The organism is Allobosea sp. 05T438 (assembly GCF_056396025.1).
In genome coordinates, this window is the sequence record NZ_JBFTKQ010000002.1 from 59891 (window position 1) to 79260 (window position 19370).

The 19370-nt window shown below is 66.7% G+C and carries 12 protein-coding genes; 6 read left to right on the plus strand and 6 right to left on the minus strand.

Going from position 1 to position 19370, the window contains the following annotated elements; all coding sequences use genetic code 11:
* Positions 1-3: 3 nt before the first annotated feature.
* The 4 genes from AC1DIN_RS04130 to AC1DIN_RS04145 all read right to left on the minus strand — a co-directional run bounded on the left by AC1DIN_RS04130 (position 4) and on the right by AC1DIN_RS04145 (position 10878).
* Positions 4-2358 (minus strand): OmpA family protein, encoded by a 2355-nt coding sequence (locus AC1DIN_RS04130; protein ID WP_476808788.1) that lies wholly within the window; start codon positions 2356-2358, stop codon positions 4-6.
* A gap of 272 nt (positions 2359-2630) precedes the next feature.
* Entirely contained in the window at positions 2631-4019 is a 1389-nt protein-coding gene (locus AC1DIN_RS04135) for a porin (protein WP_476808789.1), read from the minus strand.
* 404 nt (positions 4020-4423) lie between these two features.
* A complete protein-coding gene (locus tag AC1DIN_RS04140) occupies positions 4424-8866 on the minus strand; it encodes a translocation/assembly module TamB domain-containing protein (RefSeq protein WP_476808790.1) in 4443 nt (1480 codons plus the stop codon).
* A complete protein-coding gene (locus tag AC1DIN_RS04145) occupies positions 8866-10878 on the minus strand; it encodes an autotransporter assembly complex protein TamA (RefSeq protein ID WP_476808791.1) in 2013 nt (670 codons plus the stop codon). The genes AC1DIN_RS04140 and AC1DIN_RS04145 overlap by 1 nt, the downstream gene beginning before the upstream one ends.
* A gap of 267 nt (positions 10879-11145) precedes the next feature.
* On the opposite strand from AC1DIN_RS04145, the gene AC1DIN_RS04150 reads away from it, so the two are divergent.
* Positions 11146-12414 carry a GGDEF domain-containing protein gene (locus tag AC1DIN_RS04150; RefSeq protein ID WP_476808792.1) on the plus strand — a complete coding sequence of 423 codons (1269 nt, stop codon included), beginning with the start codon at positions 11146-11148 and terminating at the stop codon, positions 12412-12414.
* A gap of 52 nt (positions 12415-12466) precedes the next feature.
* On the opposite strand, the gene AC1DIN_RS04155 is transcribed toward AC1DIN_RS04150, so the two are convergent.
* A complete protein-coding gene (locus AC1DIN_RS04155) occupies positions 12467-13222 on the minus strand; it encodes a hypothetical protein (RefSeq protein WP_476808793.1) in 756 nt (251 codons plus the stop codon).
* A gap of 131 nt (positions 13223-13353) precedes the next feature.
* On the opposite strand from AC1DIN_RS04155, the gene AC1DIN_RS04160 reads away from it, so the two are divergent.
* Positions 13354-13878: a DUF4142 domain-containing protein gene (locus AC1DIN_RS04160; protein ID WP_441468405.1), complete on the plus strand. Its 525-nt coding sequence runs from the start codon at positions 13354-13356 to the stop codon at positions 13876-13878.
* Between the two features lie 18 nt (positions 13879-13896).
* Here the strand turns inward: AC1DIN_RS04160 and AC1DIN_RS04165 are convergent, their stop codons facing one another.
* Positions 13897-15162: an alkyl sulfatase dimerization domain-containing protein gene (locus AC1DIN_RS04165; protein WP_476808794.1), complete on the minus strand. Its 1266-nt coding sequence runs from the start codon at positions 15160-15162 to the stop codon at positions 13897-13899.
* A gap of 270 nt (positions 15163-15432) precedes the next feature.
* Here AC1DIN_RS04165 and AC1DIN_RS04170 point away from each other — a divergent pair, with 270 nt between their 5' ends.
* The 4 genes from AC1DIN_RS04170 (at position 15433) to AC1DIN_RS04185 (ending at position 19317) form a co-directional block, all read left to right on the plus strand.
* Positions 15433-16569, plus strand: a complete 1137-nt coding sequence (locus AC1DIN_RS04170; RefSeq protein WP_441468407.1) for an ABC transporter substrate-binding protein — start codon at positions 15433-15435, stop codon at positions 16567-16569.
* Positions 16570-16694: 125 nt separating this feature from the next.
* Positions 16695-17573, plus strand: a complete 879-nt coding sequence (locus AC1DIN_RS04175; RefSeq protein WP_441468408.1) for a branched-chain amino acid ABC transporter permease — start codon at positions 16695-16697, stop codon at positions 17571-17573.
* The gene (locus tag AC1DIN_RS04180; RefSeq protein WP_476808795.1) at positions 17570-18577 is read left to right on the plus strand and encodes a branched-chain amino acid ABC transporter permease; all 1008 of its coding nucleotides are present in this window, start codon (positions 17570-17572) and stop codon (positions 18575-18577) included. The genes AC1DIN_RS04175 and AC1DIN_RS04180 overlap by 4 nt, the downstream gene beginning before the upstream one ends.
* Positions 18574-19317 (plus strand): ABC transporter ATP-binding protein, encoded by a 744-nt coding sequence (locus AC1DIN_RS04185; RefSeq protein ID WP_476808796.1) that lies wholly within the window; start codon positions 18574-18576, stop codon positions 19315-19317. Before AC1DIN_RS04180 ends, AC1DIN_RS04185 begins: the two co-directional genes overlap by 4 nt.
* The last annotated feature ends 53 nt before the right edge of the window (positions 19318-19370 follow it).

The window sequence follows — 19370 nt, forward strand, 5'->3', positions numbered from 1 at the left end:
CTCCTACTTCGCCACTGTGAACTGGACGCGGCGATTCATCGCCTTGGCTTCCTGCTTATCGTAGGGCGCGATCGGACGCGTGCTGCCGTAAGCCTTGACCGTGAGCTTCCCCGGATCAATCCCGCGCCGCGCAAGTTCGTCGCGCACACGCAGAGCCCGCCGAAGCGACAGATCCATATTGTCGAAGCCGCGCCACTCGCCATCGCGATTGGCATGCCCCTCGATAGTGACCTGAGAGCCCGGGCACTTCTTGAGGATCGCCGTCGCCTCGCCGATCACCCGCTCGGTCGTCGCGTCGAGTTCTACGGCCGAGGTTCCTTGCCCGAACAGCACAGTGTTGCGCGTGGTCAGGCCGTCGAGATCGTTCTGACAGCTTGCCGGCGGGTCGACGACGCAACCGGTCTGACGCAGGCTGATCACGACATTGGCCTTGAAGCCCGGAGGCAGGCCAGAGGCGGCGCTGGTCTCGACCTCGCTCCTGATCAGTTCGCGGCAGGTCAGTCCGCGGATGCTGACGAGATCATCCTCGACAGAAGCGGAGCCGAGATCCAGCCGGAGCAGATCGGTGAGGACAACCCGCGCCGCAGCACCGAAACCGGCCGGCGCCCCCGGCACGACGACCGCCCCATCATCGAGCCGATCCTTGAGCGGGGAATCGGCAACGAGAGAACGGAGAGCAGCACGCGTCATTTCGTCAGGAAGAAAACCGGTCAGGCGCAGGCCGGTACGATCCGCCGACAACCCCAGCCGATAAGGCCGAACCGCGACGCTGTCCGGCAGAGACCCCATGGTGAGCCCTGCCGGACCACCTCGGGCGAGGAGATCGTGCAGCTCTCCGAGAGCCGCGGCGTCCGCAACCTCGCCGGCCACGACAAAGGCCTTGTCGCGGATCGTCACCGATCCCGCCTTAAGCCTCGACAGGACCTCAAGCGCGAAGGACAGCGACGCCGGAATGTCGAGTTCGGTGTGCAGTACAGGCTCGACCCTCATGCGGTCGTCGAGCGCCGTTTCCCCGAACAGGCGCCGCGCCACGGCCGTTACATTGGCGCGCTCGGCTTCACTCGGCAGAATTCCGCCGAGAGAGACACGCCCGTCCGCGCGTCTTGCGTTCCATTCGAGCTGCACCGGAGTTGTCGCTGGCTGCACGCTTGTCGGATCAGCGACCGGAGCGGAAGGCGTCGCCGGTAGCGTGGCGGGCCCGGAATCGAGGGGTGCGGTGGAAGCAGAGGTGGGGTGAGCGGGTGCCGGAGCTGCCGGCAGCACGTCCTTCAGGATCGGGCCCGGCACCTCGGGCGGCGGCACGACGACAGGGGCCGGCGGCGGCTCCGGAGGACAGTCGATCTCGACCCGCGCGACCGAATCGGGGCCGTCCAGCTGTGCGATCTGCAGGCGCAGTGCCTGGCAAGCCTCATAGTTGTCCGGTCCCTTGCCGGAGAGCGTATAGACATCCCCGCTGAGCTCGGCTCTGCCTTCCCGAAGCCGGGCAAGGTCCGCAGCGGCCCGGGCGATTTTCTCGAGGAACGCGGACGGCGCGCCGTCTCCTGGCTGCAGTTCATCGCGCAGCGCCACCGCCGCCCCGAAGGCACGCTGCACCGCCTGGAGGAGCTGCCTGTGAATCTCGTCGTTCGGATAGAATCCTCGCAGGACGAGCTCATTGTCGGCACGGTGCTCGGCGCTCCAGCGATAGGGCGTGACGGTCGGAGGCTCCAGATCGCACTTCACTGCCTGGAAGCCGGGCCGGGCCAACTGCACCATAGCGGCCTCGAGAGCGCGGAACGCATCGGGTGTCACGGCCTTCCCCTCGATGCAGAAGCGGCTGTCGTCGAGCGCGATCCGTCCGGAAGCCAGCTTCGGCAGTTCGGCGATCATCGCAGCGGTCATCGCCGCGAAGCCGTCCGGCGCGCCGAATGCGATAGTCTGACGATCGTCGATCCGCAGGCCGGGCAGTGCAGCGCCTGCTGCAACGAGATTGGCGGTCGCCGTCTCGATATCCGGGACGAAGCCGCCGAGCGTAACGCTATCCGAGAGCCGGCCCGCGAACCATGAATAGGGCTTCTGCGCAACGACCTGCGACAGACCGCCCAGCGCCCGGCGGACGCCGAATTCGGCGCGCAGATGCGCCATGGCGCGGGTGGCGCCGTCGGTCGACAGGACCTCCCCGGAAATCGTGACGTCTCGGCCCTCCACCTGTGCCACGATAGGACGGGCGCCCGGGGCTTGACCGGCCTCTGCGGCAACGGCTCGCACCGCGCGCTCGCCGACATCCTGCTCGATGGCCGCGTCGAGCCCGACATTCCCGGCGCCCCAAAGCAGGACCAGTGGAATCAGACCCCAGAACCAGCGCGCCGGCTGCGACATGTCACGCCCCCCTTCACCTGCACTGGTCAATGCTCAGCCCCAGGCATCCGACAACCGCGACCGGTCCATTCTATCAATAATTTACCTGACGATCCGCAGGCTTTTGTTTCAACCGCCGGCTTGCACCGAACCGTCCGGGTCGCCGACGCGAACGGTGCATCCCTCAGATCCAGCTGGGCCGTGAACGCCCGTCAACCGCAGCGTTCCCCAAGCCACAGGCAATAAAAAAGCCCCGGGTTTCCCCGGGGCTTCCGACTGAGATCGGAGACCGATCAGAAGTCGCGCTGGATGCGGAAGCGGCCAGCAACGGTGTCGTCGGACTTGATGCCGAGCACGCCGCTGCGGACGTTGTTGTTGCTGATGACGCCGACCGGCGAGTTGACGTCGAGATGCGAGTAGAGCACTTCGACACCGATATCCAGACCGGAGACCGGCGACCAGATCAGAGCGCCAGCGAGCAGGAACTCCTTCGGGTCAGCCGAACGAGCGAAGACACCGTTGAACGCAGTCGCGCTGACGTCGTTGTACTTGAACTTCAGCTCAGAGTACGACGCGCTGATCTCGGTGCGGATCGTCGGGGTGAAGAAGTGGCGGAACGCCGCAACAAGCGACCAGCCGGTCGAGTTGTTGATGTTGCCGGTGATCGGGTTGATCGAGGCATCGGCGAGCGTGAGGGCGCCAACGCGGCCGAGGCCGAGGCTGTTCGGAGACCAGCCGAGGTAGCCGAGGGCGCCGTCAGCATAGGCAGCCTGCAACCACAGAGCGTCGCCAGCGGCGAGCATCGGCAGGTTGATCTTCACACCGCCCTGGATGGCCCAGACCATCTCATCGCCGTTGACCGCGGTGATATTGGTCGCGGTGGCGTAGCTACGCTGACCAACCATACCGGACAGCTGAGCGGAGCCCCAACCCTGATCGACGCGCAGCGAGGCGACGAGATCGGGGAAGTTCTGACCCTGAGCGGTAACGGCAATACCGCCAACGCCGGGGGTGAGCGGGTTGAAGATTGCGCCCGCGAGCTCGCGGCCCGAGGTGCCCGAGGTGCGGTCTTCAGCCGAGATCGTGGCCGAGAAGCCCGAACCGAAGGTCGCGGTGTAGGCCAACAGGTTGACGCGCGAGTCAGCCGTACGGATCGAAGCGAAGTTCAGGTCCGAAGCGTAGAAGTCGAAGAACGACTGAGCGCGACCAGCGGTGATCGGGCCGAACTGCACGAACGCCAGGTCGACCAGCGAGCCGGTCGAGGTCGACGACGGGCCACGGACGAGGCCGGGGACGGTCGAACCAACGTTGAACGGGGTGACGGCGCCCTGGTTGTAGATGCCGGTGTTGTTGGTCAGCTCGTAGCGGATGAAGGTGCGCAGGGTGCCGTAGGCGGTCTGCGTGCGGACGTCGACGTTCAGACGACCACGGGCGCGGGTGCCGTAAGCATCCTGGAAATCGCTGTAACGCGTGCCGATGGCGTACTCGGCGCGAACGCGGCCCGAGATGCGCAGGCAGGAGTCAGTGCCCGGGATGTAGAAGAAGCCAGCACCGTAGGCAGTGCAGACGCGAACGTACTCGACCGGAGCGGCCTTCCGCGAGGGAAGATCGGCGGCCTGAGCCCCGGCGACCGCGGCGATGCCGGCGGCGGAACCGAGGAGGAGGCTCTTAACGAGCTTCATTTGGTAACCTCCAAAAGAGTTTCGAGACCCTCGGGCTTCAGCCTGCCCCCCGCCCCAGACTTTCAGCCTGATCGCAGAACCTGCCTATTCCCGGTCTTTCGCCCGCGTCACCGACCTATTTCGGAGGCGAGGACGAAAAACAGCGACCGGGAACGTCCCGACGCATTTCCACCATACGAAAGCGCCCTCGCCGATCAACCAGGATCAGTCGCCAAGGGCTGTGCATGGGATGCTTTGAAATCCGGTGTTGCAGACGAGCCACGCTTTGAGGCTCGAAATTTACGAACCATTAACCCCGCGGGCGCCGGCAGGCCGGTTTTGAACAGATCCAAGGGGGAATCATGAAGCTCCGGAACCGCTCCGGCTGCGAATCCTGGCTCGCGCGATTCCCCGGCGCCGGACGATCAGTATTCCCACTCGGCGCCGATTCCGACGGCCGCGCTGCCGTCCGCTCCCGTTTCAGCCTGGAGCTTCAAGCGCTTCGTCACGTCGACGCCGACCGAGATACCGCTGTCCTCGGGCTTCGCCCCGACCTTCACGCCGACGGAGACGTTGTCGCTGATGTAGCGCGAGGCGCCGACGGTCGGGCCACCGGCGCCCATCTGGATATCGAGATTGTCGACGCCGAGCGACTTGCGCAGCCGCTCGAAGGTGTCATCCCCGCCGCCGCCGGCGAACTGGGCTGCAGCCTGGGCGAGCTGGAGCGCCTGGAAGGGGGAAAGCGAGCCGGAGGCGCGGGCAAAGAGCAGCCGCGACAGCACCTCATCCTGCGGCAGCTCGGGCTGCGAGGTGAAGGCGAAGCTCGGCTGGTCAGCCGGGCCGCTGACGGTGATCCTGGCCGTCACGTCGCCCGCGCTGGTCTCGGCGACGAAATCCAGCTCGGGAATCAACCCTCCTGCGAAAGTGAGTCTGCCGCGGCTGAAGTCGAGGCGCTGCGTGAGCACGCTAAGGCGGCCGCGCCGCAATTCGAAGCCGCCATTGAGGACCGGCGCGGAAGATGTGCCGCCGACGCGGATCTCGCCGCCGAGTTCGGCATCGATGCCGCGCCCGCGGATGAAGACGCGGCTGGGAGCCGACACCGTCAGCGCAAGCGTCGCATCGAAAGCGGGAGCTGCCCGCCCGCGGCCGCGCGCCTCCCGAGCCCGACGCTCTGCGGCGAGCCTGGCGGCGGCGGTCCCGCGTGCATTGATGTGCTTGATGCCATCGACCGGCCGAAGCGAAGCCGGCAACCGGTCGGGAACCGAGACCTCGAGCGATGCGATATCGATCCGCCCGCCGATCCGGGGGCGCTGCGCCAGCGGGCCGCTGATCTCGAGATCCATCCCTGCAACCGCGGTGACGAGCCCGCTGGAGACGAGCTGGGCGCGGTCGCCGCGGATGCGGATATTGCCCGGGAAGCCCGCAGCCGGGTCCACCTTGACTTGGCCGCTGGCCGAGATCGTGCCGCCATTGGGCGCACGCGCCGAAGCGCGTTCGATCGTCAGATTGTCGCCATTCGCCGCGACGCGGGCCTCAATGTTGTTGAGCCGGATCCCCTGCAGCGCATCCGTAAAGCTGCCGTTCGACAGGGTAGCGTTGCCGCTGAGGCGCGGTACGGACGCCGTGCCGCCGGCACGCATGTCCACGGCGACGCTGCCGGTCACACGTTGCCCGTTCACGGCCAGCATCGGATTGGCGAGCACGGCGTCGACGCGGCCTTGCGCGGCCAGATCGAGCGGTCCGGCCGCGTTCAGAGGCGCGGTCCCGCGCAATGTCAGGCTGGCGCCCCGGCCGGCATTCACCGTGGCGGAAACGCTGGTTGCATCGCCCTTGAAAGCCCCCTCGCCCGTGATCTCGACCGGCGGCAAACCGGCCTGACGCGTCTCGGGCGTCACGAGCTGGGCGATCCTCAGCTTCCAGGGGCCGGCGAGATCACCCGGCTTGCCCTTGACCTGCGCCTCGGCGTTCAGGGTGCCGGAGAGATTCAGATTGGGCGATGCGATGCGGGCGGCCGCGAGCGGCACGTCGCGGGCCGTGAAGCGCAGATCGAGCGCCTCGCCGGCCCGGCCATCGAGCGTCACCCTGCCCTTGTCGATCATCAGGGCTAGGTTGGCGATTTCGACGCCCGAGGCCGGGAAGCTCAGCGAAGCCGGGTTGGCGAGCGTAATCGCCCTGCCGTCGCGGCGGGCATCGAATGAGGCAATCTCCAGCTTCAACGGTTCGCCGGGCACCAGCCGGCCTGCGCCCTTCAGGGCAAAGCCGCGTGCATTGGCGCTCAGCGTGAAGGCGCTGGCGTCGGATGCGCCTTTCGAGTCGAAGCGGATGGCACTGATCGTCTCGCCGGCCGCGACCGCGCGGTCGATGGCCACGGCCGCGTCGAGCATCGGCCGGCCATAGATGTCGCGGGCGCCGAGCTTGGCATCAAGCTTGTCGATCGAGACAGACGGCCCGACGAGACGCGAGCCGCGCGCGGTCAGGTCGACATCCTGTCGCCCCTCTGGCGCAGCGAGGACGATGTCCGCATCGAGCTGGCCGCCCAGCTTGGCCAGCGCCAGCGCCGAAAGGTCGTCGAGATTGCGCGCGGCCAGCGTCAGCCGGCCGGCGGCGCGGCTCCCCGGATCGAGCGTGAGACCGCCGTTCAGCCGGACCGAACCGATCGAAAGGTCGAGTGTCGAGAGGTTCCAGCCGTCGTCGGGCTGGCGCGCGAGCTCGATCCGGCCGGTCGCCGGCTTGGCATCGACTTCACCGTTGAGTGCGACGCTGGCATTCAGCGCTCCCTGCAGGTCCTTCACGACAGCATCGATCGTCAGGCGTGGGATCGGCCGGGCGAGAGCGGTCGCGTTTGCGACGGCGATCCGCGCGGTGGCATCGAGTCTGTTCTGCGGGCCGGTGATCTCGGCAGTGATGTCGCCGCGACCGGAGAGGCGCGGATCGGCGCGCTTGAGATCAGGCAGCGCAAGCGCCAGCTTCAAGCTGGATTGCTGCCGACCGAGCGAACCATCGGCGGTGAAGGCGGCATGCTGCCCGGCCACACGCAGGCCGTTCACCGTGTAGTCGCCAGCAAGCGCATTGACGCGCCCGGCAAGGGTGAGATTGCCCGCCAGCAACCGGTCCACGACGGCAGCGCCGGTGGCGAGACGCTCGGCCTTGCCGTCGAGCGTGGCGGTGTAGTTGTTGAGGCGCGGCGTCGCGTCGAGATCGGCGGTGACCTCCGCCCTCCCCCCGAGTGGACGCCCGGCAAGTCCGCTGAGCCGCGAAAGATCAGGCAGGACGGCCTTGAGTTTGCCGAGCACGCGCGCCTGGCCGAGCTTGCCCTTGTAATCCAGCTCGACGCCGGAGAGGGCCAGCTTCAACGTCTCGAAATCGGCGGTGCCATCGTCCTGCGCGGTGCCGCGCAGCGTGAAGGTGACTTTGTCGCCCACCGCCCGCGCCAGCGCCTTGTCGGTCAGCGCGATCCCGCTGGCTTCGCCGTCGGAGGTCAGCGCGATACGGGTGCCCGGCTCGCCGATGGTGCCGGTCGGCGTCGCGTTGAAGGTCAGCCCGACCTTGCCGAATCGGCCGGCCGGCATGTTGGCGTCCTGCGCATCCAGGGTCGCGACCACGGTCGGGCCGGCGACAGGACCGCGGATCGTCGCGTCGAAAGCCAGTTTGCCGATCTCGGCGCCGGAGGCGACAGTCCGGCCATCGGCATTCGGACGCGAGGCGGCGCTGACGCGGATATCGAGCGTCTTGTCGGCGTTGTAGCGGCCGAGCACGTCCAGCCGCGCGAGCGCGGAGACCAAGGCGAGACTACGGATGTCGACGCCGCCGTCATCCCGGAAGCCGACCGCGCCGTCGAGGCGGGTCGAACCGGCAAAGACGGGAGCAACCGGCGCAGGCATCAGCCCTTCGATGCGCGCATCGAGCGCAAGCGCGAGTTGGCGCTCGACACCGGCCCGGTTGAGCGTCGCCGAGCCCTCCGCGCCAATCGTCGGCCCCGCGGTGAAGGTCAGGTTCGAACGGAAGGAATCGAGTGGCCCGTCGCCGTTGAGATCGAGCTTGACCGGCGGCTCGCCCGGCAGGCCCGCGACCTTCGAGATCAATCCACCGGCCGGCTCGTCGAGCTTGGCAGCGAGCTGGAGGCGCGTCGTCTGCGGGACGAAGGCGAGATTGACGTTGAAGGTGCCGCCCATGTCGAGGCGGCGCGCCTCGAATTTGAGGTCGAGCCCTTCGCTCGGTGGGCCCAGCGATGCCGAGCCGGTCGCGCCGAGGCGCGCGGCGGCACCGAGAACCGGCTCGCCCAAAGCCAATTCGTTGAGTTGGAAGGCGCGCAGGATCACCTTCAGCGGCAGCTCCGGCAGGATCGGCTCGTTGCTCGGCGCAGCACCGGCCGTTTGCCGGGCGGGCCTGCGCAGGAGTTCCAGCTTGCCGATCTCGAGGCGGTCGACATCGAGGCGGCGCAGCAGCAAGGCGCTGCGGGTCCAGATCAGGCGGACACGATCGAGGCGCAGCCAGACGCCGTCGCGGTCGGAGAGAACGATGTCGCGAATCTCGACATCGGAAGAAAGCGCGCCATTGACCTCGCCGATCGAGACCTGGCTGGTGTCGCTGGAAAGCGCCTTGGAAATGAGATCGGCGACGATGCCGCGGTCGCTCTGGGCGTTCTGCGCGAGACCGCCGAAATGGGCGGAGACGAGAAAGCCCGCCGTAAGGAGGGCGAAAAGCCCCGCCACCCTGCGAGCCCTCATCCTGAGGAGCCGCGAAGCGGTTTCTCGAAGATTGGCCCAGGAGGTTCCCGAGCCCGCGGGAGTGCCCTTCGAGACGCGCTTTGCGGTGCTCCTCAGGACGAGGGCCTTCATGTCGGCGAGGTGGGTCAGGAGCCGGCGCATCAGAAGGCCTGCCCGATGCTGACATAGAGCGCGACTGGCTTGTCGCCCTTGCGCGGATTGAGCGGCGCGGCGACATCGACGCGGATCGGGCCGATGCCGGTGTAATAGCGCAGGCCCAGGCCCGCGGCCATCTGCAACGGCTGCTTCCCGTCCGGGAAGGTCGACTCGTAAGCCGTTCCGGCATCGAAGAAGGGCACGATGCCGATCGTATCGGTGATCTTGATGCGCGCCTCGGCCGAAAACTCGAACAGGCTCCGCCCGCCGATGACCTGGTTCAGCGGCCCCAAGGGCGCGATGCTGCGATAAGCGTAACCGCGCACGGAGCCGCCGCCGCCGGCATAGAAGAGCCGCGTTGCCGGAATTTCGTTGAGGCTCGCGCCCGCGACCGAGCCGAAGCCGATGCGGCCGGCCAGGACATAGCGGGCATCTTCGTCGAGCGCGTAGTACGCGGAGACGGCCGCCTTGGTCTGGTAGATGCCGACGGTCGAGCCGAGGAAGGCCGGATAGGCGGCAAAGGATGCAGCCGCCCGGACGCCGCGCGTCGGATCGAGCGGGCTGTCGGTCGAATCGTATTTCACCGAGAGCGGGATGCCGACCAGCGTGTATGTCACCTGGCCGAGCACGTCGCTGGTCTGGCCGCGTTCCACTTCGAGGCCGGCCTGGACCGAGAAGGTGTCGCTGAAGCGACGCATGATCGCGGTGGTGACATTGGCGTAGCGCGCGGTGTAGCCGCCATAGCGGCTGGTGCCAACGCGCTCGCGCGTCGCGAAGCCGTCGAGCAGCCAATCATAGCGGCTGCCGCCCAATGCCGGCTTGAGGAAACTGAAGCCGAAGCGCCCGCCGATATCGGATTCCTCGAAATCCCCGAAGCTCCTGATCTTGGTGCCGTCAATGCGCGGCACCAGGAAGATGCTGCCTTCGAGCCGCAGCCGCTCGGCCCCGCCGAACAGATTGCGGTGCTCCCAATAGGTCTTCACCGTCGGGCCATCGATGGTCGAATAGCGGGCCGAGAACCCGAACAGGCGCTTCGGCCGCTCGGTGATGTCGACGAAGATCGGCAAGTTGCCGGCACGGTCCAGCTTGTCGCCCTCGCGAATGCGGACGGAACCGACAGCGGGAATCTTCGCGATCGAGCGGCGCGTGTCGGCCAGCGCCTTGGGCGAATAGGGATCGCCGGGCTCGAGATAGATGAAGGATCGCACGACCGCGGGCGGAATCTCGTCGGTCTGGCCGATCGTGATATCGCCGAAGCCGGCCAGAGGGCCGGGATCGAGGACGTAGGTGACGTCCATGATGCCGGCGGCATGATCGACGACCGGCCTGAGTTCGACCATTTTGGCGAGCGGGCGCGACTGAGCACGCATATAGTCGACCAACGCCGCCTGTGCGCCACGCAGCGCAGCCGAGGTCGCGGGCTCGCCCTCCTTCAGCTTCGAGACCTTGAGCGGGTTTGCGATCGCGGGCGGGCCGGGCTCGTCGCGCTCGACCACGTCGATCTTGCGCAGGCCAAAGACCTTGCCGGGCCGGACCCTGATGGTGATCGGCACCGCATCGCGATTGCGATGCGCCTCCAGCGCCCGGATCAACGTCGCGTTCGGCTCCACCCCGAGCGTCAGCGAAACGCCGTCGACGACCATGGCGACGTCGGCGTTGAAATAGCCCTGCGACCAGAGCGCGTCGACGAGCGGGTTGAAATCGGCGGCCATGCGGCGCGCCAGCGTCCCGCCATCGGGCGGCGCATCCTGGCGCAGCCGATACAGCAGCGAAGCGTCCTGCAGGGTACGCGTCAGCGTCTTGGCATTTTCAGCATCGCCGAGATCGAAGTCGAGCTTGTAGGGCAGGCTCGACGCGCTCGCCGCCGGCGGCTCGTCCTTCTTGGTGAAGAGGCCGAACACGTCCAGCGACGAAAGGTCGAAAGCCCGGGCGGATTCAGCCTGCAGGCCCAGCAGTGTGGCAAACGCACAGCCGCCGCTCAGCGCGACAGCATGCCCTGCCCTACGCCACAACCGCATCCACCCTCCAAGCCACGCCGCCACACAATCGAAACCGTCTCCGATACCCGCCGTCATCATAAGGCGGGAGCGAGCATGCGCAATGCTCAAGGATCTGTAATCCTTCGGGCTGCCCGCCGGATTCGAAAGAGCCTGTCGTGAAAAGCCTAAGCATTGGTTTTCAAGAGGCCGAAGGTTAATAGCTGAAACTCACCACCGTTCCCGGGTGCGCTATCGGGCTGAACACCGTTGATCCCTCGTTAGAACGAACTGCGATAGACCCTCAGCATGCCCGGCACCGTCCTGCTGTTCACGCAAGCCCTGATCTATTTCGGCGTCATGGCCGCGCTGTTCCGGCTGCGCCACCTGATGGGGCTCGGCGCCTTCCTATGCGCGCTCGGCGTGATGCACTTTCTGGAGACCTATCTCGCCGCGGTCTTCTTCATAGAGCTGCCCTTCGGCCTGCTCTCGCCGGGTTCGACCGTGCTGTTCTCGGGCAAGCTCGCAATCATCCTGCTCTTCTACATCCGGGAAGACGCCGAGACGGTGCGGCAGCCGATCTACGGACTGCTGATCGGCAATTTCCTGATGGTCGCGCTGGTGGCGACCCTGCGGCTCTACGGCCCACCGGTCACGCTGCCCGGCTACAATCCGGACCTCGTCCTGATCGACCAGATGGGCGCGCTGATGGTCTGGGGCACGACGCTGCTCTTCATCGATTCCATCGCGCTGATCCTGCTCTATGAGAGGCTGCGCCTGCTGCTGCCGCGATCGCTGGTGCTGCGCTCCTGCCTGAGCCTGGCCATCATCCTGACCTTCGATCAGGTCGGCTTCTTCATTGGACTGCATATGGTGACCGGCACGCCGCTCGGCGCGCTGTTCGGCGGCTGGGTGGCCAAGATGGGCGCCGCCGCGACCTATGCCATGCTGATGGGCCTCTATCTCAACCTGTTCGAACGCCGGACGCCGGAACTCGCGCCGCAGCCGCTTTCGGACATCTTCCACAAGCTGACCTACCGGCACAAATACGAGGAACTGCTCGGCAAGAGCGGCCGCGACGCCCTGACCGGCGCCCTGACCCGGGAGCGCTTCGAGACGCTCGGCCAGACCATTCTGGCGCGCAGCATCGCGGCACAACGGCCCGTCAGCCTCGCGATCCTCGATGTCGATCATTTCAAGAGCATCAACGACCGCTACGGCCATGTTGTCGGCGACGAGGTGCTCCGGCGCGTCGTGGACTGCCTGCGCGCGGAAATCCGCGGCGACGATCTCATCTTCCGCTATGGCGGCGAGGAATTCGTCGTGCTTTGCGAGAACATGTCGCATCCTGCGGCCCTGGCTTCCGCCGAGCGGATGAGGGTCGCCGTCCACCGCACCCTGGCGCAGGAATTTGCGGCGGCCCCGACGATCAGCATCGGCGTAGCCACCTTCCCCGACGATGCCAAGGATATTCGCGGCCTCGTCGCCCATGCCGATGTGCATCTCTACGAAGCCAAGCGGCAGGGGCGTGACCGCGTCGTCGGCAACGAGACGGCGCCGCTGGTGCAGGAGGCCTAGCGCCTGCCGAAGAGAATGCGGCGGCCGCCTGCGCGCCCGCCGCTCTCGTTTCTTACCGGAGCGTCAGAGAAACAGTCGCCAGCGGCGAGAGCTTCGTCACGACCTCGCCCTTGCCGGGCGAGAGCACGCCGCCGCAGAGGCTGCCGGTGGTGATGATCTGCCCCGCGCGCAGGCTGCCGAGGTTGTCCTGCTGGCGATTGGCCCAGGCCAGGAAAGGCACCATCGGATCGCCATTGCCGTGGACGGCGGGCTGATCATAGATCGTCACGCCGTTGAGCGAGATGAAGCAGCCCAGACCGGTGAGGTCATCGAGCGTCTTGATGTCGACCTCCGGGCCGAGGACATAGCCGCCATGGCCCATCGCGTCGGCGAGCCAGAGCGGAAAGGCGACCTTGCCGTGCCAGTTGGCGAGGCGGCTCTCGACGATCTCGATGCCGAGATAGGCCTTGTCGCAGCAGGCGAGCAGCTCGGCTCGCGAATAGGGTTGGGCCGGACGGAAAGGCACGTCGCGCGCTAGCCGGAGCGCAAGTTCGATCTCGACGCGCAGCTCGGCCCCTATCGCGCCCTCATGGACGTCGCCAGCTGCGAGGTAGGGGCCGGGCATCAGGCCGGCGACCGGCGTGCCGTCCTCGGCGATGCCGACCTTCCAGCCGGCTTCCGGCAGGTTGAGTGCCCCGCCGACTGCCGCCTGCGTCACATGACCATCAGCAAGCGTCTCGGGAATCGGCAGGCTCGCCGTCTCGATCAAGGAGCGCTCGCGGCGGGCCCTTATGAGCGCATCGCGCACAGTCTCGACAGTGGTCGGCATGGAGTTCCCTCAGCGTCCGGCAGGGCAAAGCGCCTTTGCCCTGCTAGCGCAGCGCCCGGAATGCGACAAGGCGCGCGGCCGTGAGGCACCCATGCGATGGAACCTGCGGCCTTCTTCCCGGTTGCCGAAACATGATTTCGAAGCATCACCGTTTTCCGGGGGCGTCGGTGCTCGGCCTGGCCGCGCTGGCCCTGCTCTCGACCGGAGCCGTTCGTGCCCAGGAGGCAATTCCCGCGCAGGACTTCGTCACGCAAACAGCGGTCGCCAACATGTTCGGCGTGGAGTCGGCGACGCTCGCCCTGCACAAGAGCAGTTCCCCGGCGATCAAGGATTTCGCCCATCGCCTCGCGGATGACCAGGCGGCGGCGACGAGCAGCCTGCGTCGCATCATCGCCAAGCGCTCCGACATCGCCCTGCCCGACCGTCCGGACGGCAAGCATCTCGACCTGCTGCGCGACCTCGCCGATAGGCAGGGCGCCGATTTCGACAGGGCCTATGTCGATGCCCAGCGCAGCGCGCACCACGAATCGACCGTCTTGATGGAACGCTATGCCGGCGAGGGTACCGACCCCGAACTCAAGAGTTTCGCCGCCCAGACGCTGCCGGTGTTCCGCGAGCTCGAACGGAAGGCGAGAGAACTCCCGGCTGCGCCATAGAACGGCCCGGCCTGGCCCTCAGGCCTTCGACCGCCGGGCGGCCTCGCGCTCGTAGACTGCCAGGAAGGCCTTTCCCATCAAGGAGCTTTCCGTCCCGATCAGCGTCCGCAGCACGTCGGCCCGGATCGCCTGAATCTGCTCGTCGTCCGGCACGGCGGCGCCAGCGAGTTCGGCGAGTTCGACGGCCAGCCGTGCCTGCCCCTGCCCGGCGAGAGCAAGAGCCCGCTCGGCCAATTTGTCCGCACCGCCGGCGAGCCGGGCCAGCTCCGATGCCAGGTCTGTGGTTCGGGCCGGTTTGAGATGCGCTGCATTGCCATCGAACCAGCCCGCATAGAGGTGATAGATGCCACGGACGAGGAACTCCGGGTCGTCGTATTTCGCGAGGAGATAGGGCTTCGCGAGATACGCCTCCGGTACTTTGACCCCGTGCAGGATCTCGTCGAGCGTCGCGCCCCGGTTCAGCAGCGCGAGCGTCTCACGCACCAGATGCTCGAGTGCCTCCGCACCATCGCGGAGCATCTGCCCTGCCCGCTCCGCGCCGAAGACCACCGGCCCGTGCCCGGGGATCAGGACAACCGGCGCGAGCTGCTCCATCCGCCGCAAGGCAGAGGCCCATTCGGCCGCATAGCGCTGGACCTTTCGCGGATTGCCGGCATTGGGCAATACCCAGATCACAAAGTCGCCACTCGCCAGAACCCGGCGCTCGGGCAACCAGACGAAGGTGGCGTCGTCCGTCTCGCCCCGGCCATGGAAGAGTTCGATCCGCTCTCCGCCGATCGCCAGCAACAGCCTGTCGTCATAGACCTCGTCCGGCCGCCGCTGGCCGATCGGATAGACATAGCCCGGTTTGTCGAATTGCTGGCCCTGGACGAGGCTGTTGAAGCCGTGGGTGTCCTCGTAGCGCTGCATGCGCCGCGCGACATTGCGGTGAGCTACGATCCGCGGGCGCGGAAGCCCGCGCCTGTCGGCCTCCTCGTCGATGACGGTGATGCCGCTGGTATGGTCGATATGGCCATGGGTGAAGATGACGGTGTGGATGGGGGAGTCGTCCCAGGAACGCACGACATCGAGCGTCTGCTGCGCCGTCTCCGGCTTCGCAGTGTCAATCAGCACCAGCCCCTCGCTGGTCCGTATCGCTGTCACGCTGCCGCAGAAATAGGTCGTGTGGACCGTGATGATGTTCTCCGCGACATGGGTGATGGCACCGTGCGAAACCGCTGCGGTCCATTTCTCCATCGCGGCGCTGCCATTCCAGAGCTGCTCGAACAGCGCGTCCTGATTCATTCGAACATCTCCGCAATCCCGCTGCCTTGCCGGTATAGGTCACATATCGCGGCGGCCTCATCAAACGGATCGCCGCCAGCCGATGTCAGTGGCGCACTAGACCGGACGGCTCGCGTCGCCAGCGCTTCGCCCCTCTGGACATCCCGGCCCAAAGCCGCGCAATAAGCGAATGCTTGCGCTGCGTCAGGGCTCGCCCTGCCCAGCAACGCGAGACGCTCTCGTCGATGGAACGAGCCGGCGAAGAAAAAACGGCTTGGGAGGAATGTGGATATGAAATCGCTCTGGGTCATGGCCGCCGCGCTCGGCGCCGCCCTCAGCCTGCCCGCACAGGCGCAGGACAAGGTCAAGCTGGTCGACGTCATCGAATTGTCGGGTGCGGGCGCCGCCGCCGGCACCAACTGGAAGAACGGCGCCGATATGGCCGCCGCCGACATCAACGCGAAGGGCGGCATCCTCGGCAAGCAGGTCGAGATCGTCCATTACGACACGCAGACCAACCCCGGGAACACCCGCGCCGCCGTGCAGCGTGGCATCGACGAAGGCGCCTACGCGATCCTCGGCCCGATCTTCTCCGGCCCGATCGGCGCTTCCATGCAGATCTCGCAGCGCGCCGAAGTCGCCCAGATCGTCGGCGGCGAGGCGGCGGGCTTCACCCGGCAGGGCAACCCCTACATCTTCCGCACCTCGATCAGCCAGGCGGCTGCGATGCCGAAGATCGCCAAATACATGAAGGACACGCTCAAGGCCGGTTCGATCGCCCTGGTCTGGGTCAACAACGACTTCGGCAAGGGCGGGCGCGACACCATCCTGCCCGAGCTCGAGAAGGCCGGCATCAAGGTCGCCGCCGACGTCTCGACCGAGCAGGGCCAGGCCGATTTCACCGCCGATGCGATCAAGGTGAAGAACGCCAATGCCGATGCCGTCTTCGTCTATCTGAACGAGGAGGAGAGCGCCCGCTTCCTGCGCGCCGCCAAGCAGCAGGGCATCACCAAGCCGATGATCGGCGAGACGACGCTGCTCGGCGCCAAGGTTCTGGAGCTCGCGGGCGATGCCGCCAACGGCGCCAAGGGCCATGTCGGCCTCTCGACGGATGCGCCGATCCCTGCCTTGCAGGAGTTCGGCAAGCGCTATCGCGAGAAGTACGGCTTCTCCTCGGACCATAACGGCATCAAGGGCTACATGGCCGTCTTCATGGTGAAATGGGCGACCGAGAAGCAGAAGAAGTTCGACCCGAAGGGGCTGGCCGCCACGCTTCGCGGCGCGACCATCAAGGCGAGCGAGGAGCCCGGCATCCTGATCGACACCGTCATCGAGCAGAACGGCGATCTCGACCGCGAGAGCTTCCTCGCCGAGGTGGTGAACGGCAAGCAGGTGATCAACACCACCCTGCCGAAGATCAACCCGTAAAGTCCGAACGTCATTCCCGGGCGACGCGAAGCGCCGACCCGGGAATCTCATGACGAGAAGGCTGGTTTCCGAAATGGCCGGGTCAAGCCCGGCCGTGACGCCAGTTGCCCGAGATAAAATCAGCCATGGCCGAATTCGTCGCCTATCTCATCGCCGGCATCGCCACGGGTGCGATCTACGCGCTCGCCGCGATCGGCTTCACGCTGGTCTGGCAGACCTCGCAGACGATCAACTTCGCGCAGGGCGAATTCGTCATGCTGCCGGCCGTGCTGATCCTGCTCGCGGTCAAGCTCTTCGGCCTGCCGCTCTGGGCCGGCGGCCTGATCGGCATCGCGGTCTTCCTGCTGATCTTCGGCGCCGGCTTCAAGCTCGTCGTCGTCGACCCAATGATCAAGCACGGTGTGCTGCCGCTCGCCATCGCCACCATGGCGCTGTCGATCATCATGAAGGAAGGCGCCAAGGACGGCTTCTCGGCGGAAGCGCAGAGCTTCCCGTCGCTTGTGCCGACGGACATGATCAACCTGCTGGGCGCATCGATCTCGCTGCAGCATGTCGCCATCATCGTCGTCGCCTTCGCGGCCATCGGCCTGCTGCAATGGTTCGTCGGCGGCACCAAACTCGGCCGGCAGATGCAGGCGACGGCGCAGAACCCGACGGTTGCGCGCATCCTCGGGATCCCTGTGGAGCGGATGGTGCTGCTCACCTTCCTGCTCAACGCCGCGCTCGCCGTCGTCGCCTCGCTGCTGATCTCGCCGATCTATCTGGCGAAGTTCTCGAACGGCGAGACCATCGGCCTCTTCGCCTTCATTGCCGCCATCGTCGGCGGCTTCAACCAGGTGCGCGGCGCGCTCGTCGGCGGCCTCCTGATCGGCGTCGCGGACTCGCTCGCCGCGGCTTATGTCTCGTCGCAGTATCGTCTGGCCGTGCCGCTGGTGCTGCTGGTCGCCATCATCCTGATCAAACCGGAGGGACTGATGGGCCGCAAGGAGGAGCGCCGCATATGAGCGCCCCTGCCCTGCAAGCCTCCGCCGCTTCGCCGCGCCGCCCCGCCCGCCGGATCGACGCTGCGCTGATCGCACTCGTCCTCGGTGCCGTCATCCTCTGGTTCGCGCCGGTCGGCATGGGCCGCTACGGCACCTATGTGCTCTCGCTCTGGCTGGTGATGAGCATCGGCGTGATGGGGCTCAACCTGACGCTCGGCTATGCCGGCCAGAGCTCGCTGGCACAGGCCGCGTTCATGGGGCTCGGCGCCTATGCCACCGCGATCCTGACGACGAAATACGGGGTGAGCTGGTACGCGGCCTTCGGCCTCTCGGGCCTGTTGACCTTCACTGTGGGCATCCTGCTCGGCTTCCCGGCGCTGCGCGTGCGCACGCATTACCTCGCCTTCGTGACTCTCGCCTTCTCGACCTTGATCTGGCTCGTGCTGCGCAACGAGCAATGGCTGACCGGCGGCGTCTTCGGCATCTCCAACATCAACCGGCCCGAGTTCTTCGGCATCAAGCTGTTCGGCGCGCTGGAATTCCACCGCTTCGTCGTCGTCGTCACGCTGATCCTGTCACTGGCGCTGTGGTGGCTGATCCGCAGCCCCTGGGGCCGCGCCTTCACCGCTCTGCGTGAGAACCCGGTCCGGGCCGCGAGCCTCGGCGTCGATACTCGCGCCTATACGCTGCTCGCCTTCGCGATCGGCTCGGCCTATGGCGGCTTTGCCGGTTCGCTCTACGCACCGCTGGTCGAGTTCATCGACCCCTCCCCGTTCTCGCTGTCGCAGAGCCTGTTCCTGCTGCTGATGGTGGTGGCGGGCGGCGCGGGCTATCTCTTCGGGCCCTTCGTCGGCGCGCTGCTCGGCGTCGTGCTGCCCGAGTGGCTGCGCTTCGCCGGCTCGCTCTACCTCATCATCTTCGCGACGATCGTTCTGGCGCTGCTGATCGTCTGCCCGCAGGGCGTCAGCGGTCTCCTCGAGCGCGGCTGGGCGGCAATGCGGCGCAAGACGGGAGGGGCGCCATGAGCCCGGTCCTGGAAGTCCACGACCTGCACAAGGCCTTCGGTGGCATCAAGGCCGTCGATGGCGTCTCCTTTTCGGTGAAGGAGGGCGAGATCCTCGGCATCATCGGGCCGAATGGCTGCGGCAAGTCGACCCTGTTCAACTGCATTCTCGGCCAGCTCGAACCGACGCAAGGCGCGGTGAAGCTCGACGGGCTGGATGTCACGAATATGCGCCCTTCCGCGCTCAACCGGCTCGGCGTCAGCCGCACCTTCCAGCTGCTGCAAGTCTTCCCCGAGCTGTCGGTGCGCGAGAACCTGATCCTCGCCGGCCAGGAGCATCAGGGCTCGATGCTCGGCCGGTTGTTCGGTGCGCGCGATGCTGGCTTGTCGGAGAAGGCCGAGCAGATGATCGGCTTCTTCAAGCTCGGCCATCTCGCCGAGGCCAAGGCCGGCGGGCTCTCCTATGGCCAGCAGAAGCTGCTCGACGCGGCGATGGCCTTCATGGCCGGGCCGCGCCTCGTGCTGCTCGACGAGCCGGCGGGCGGCGTCAACTTGACCATGCTGGGCGACCTGAAGGAGCGGCTGCGCGCCATCAACGCCGAACAGGGCGCGACCTTCGTGGTGATCGAGCACAACATGGACTTCGTGATGAGCCTGTGCTCGCGCGTGATCGTGCTGGCCGAAGGCAAGATGCTGGCCGAGGGCACGCCGGCCGAAATCCGCGCCAACCCGGCCGTGATCGAAGCCTATCTGGGGCACTAGGGAACGTCATGCTCGGGCTTGACCCGGGCATCTCCGGCAAGAGATTCGCGGGT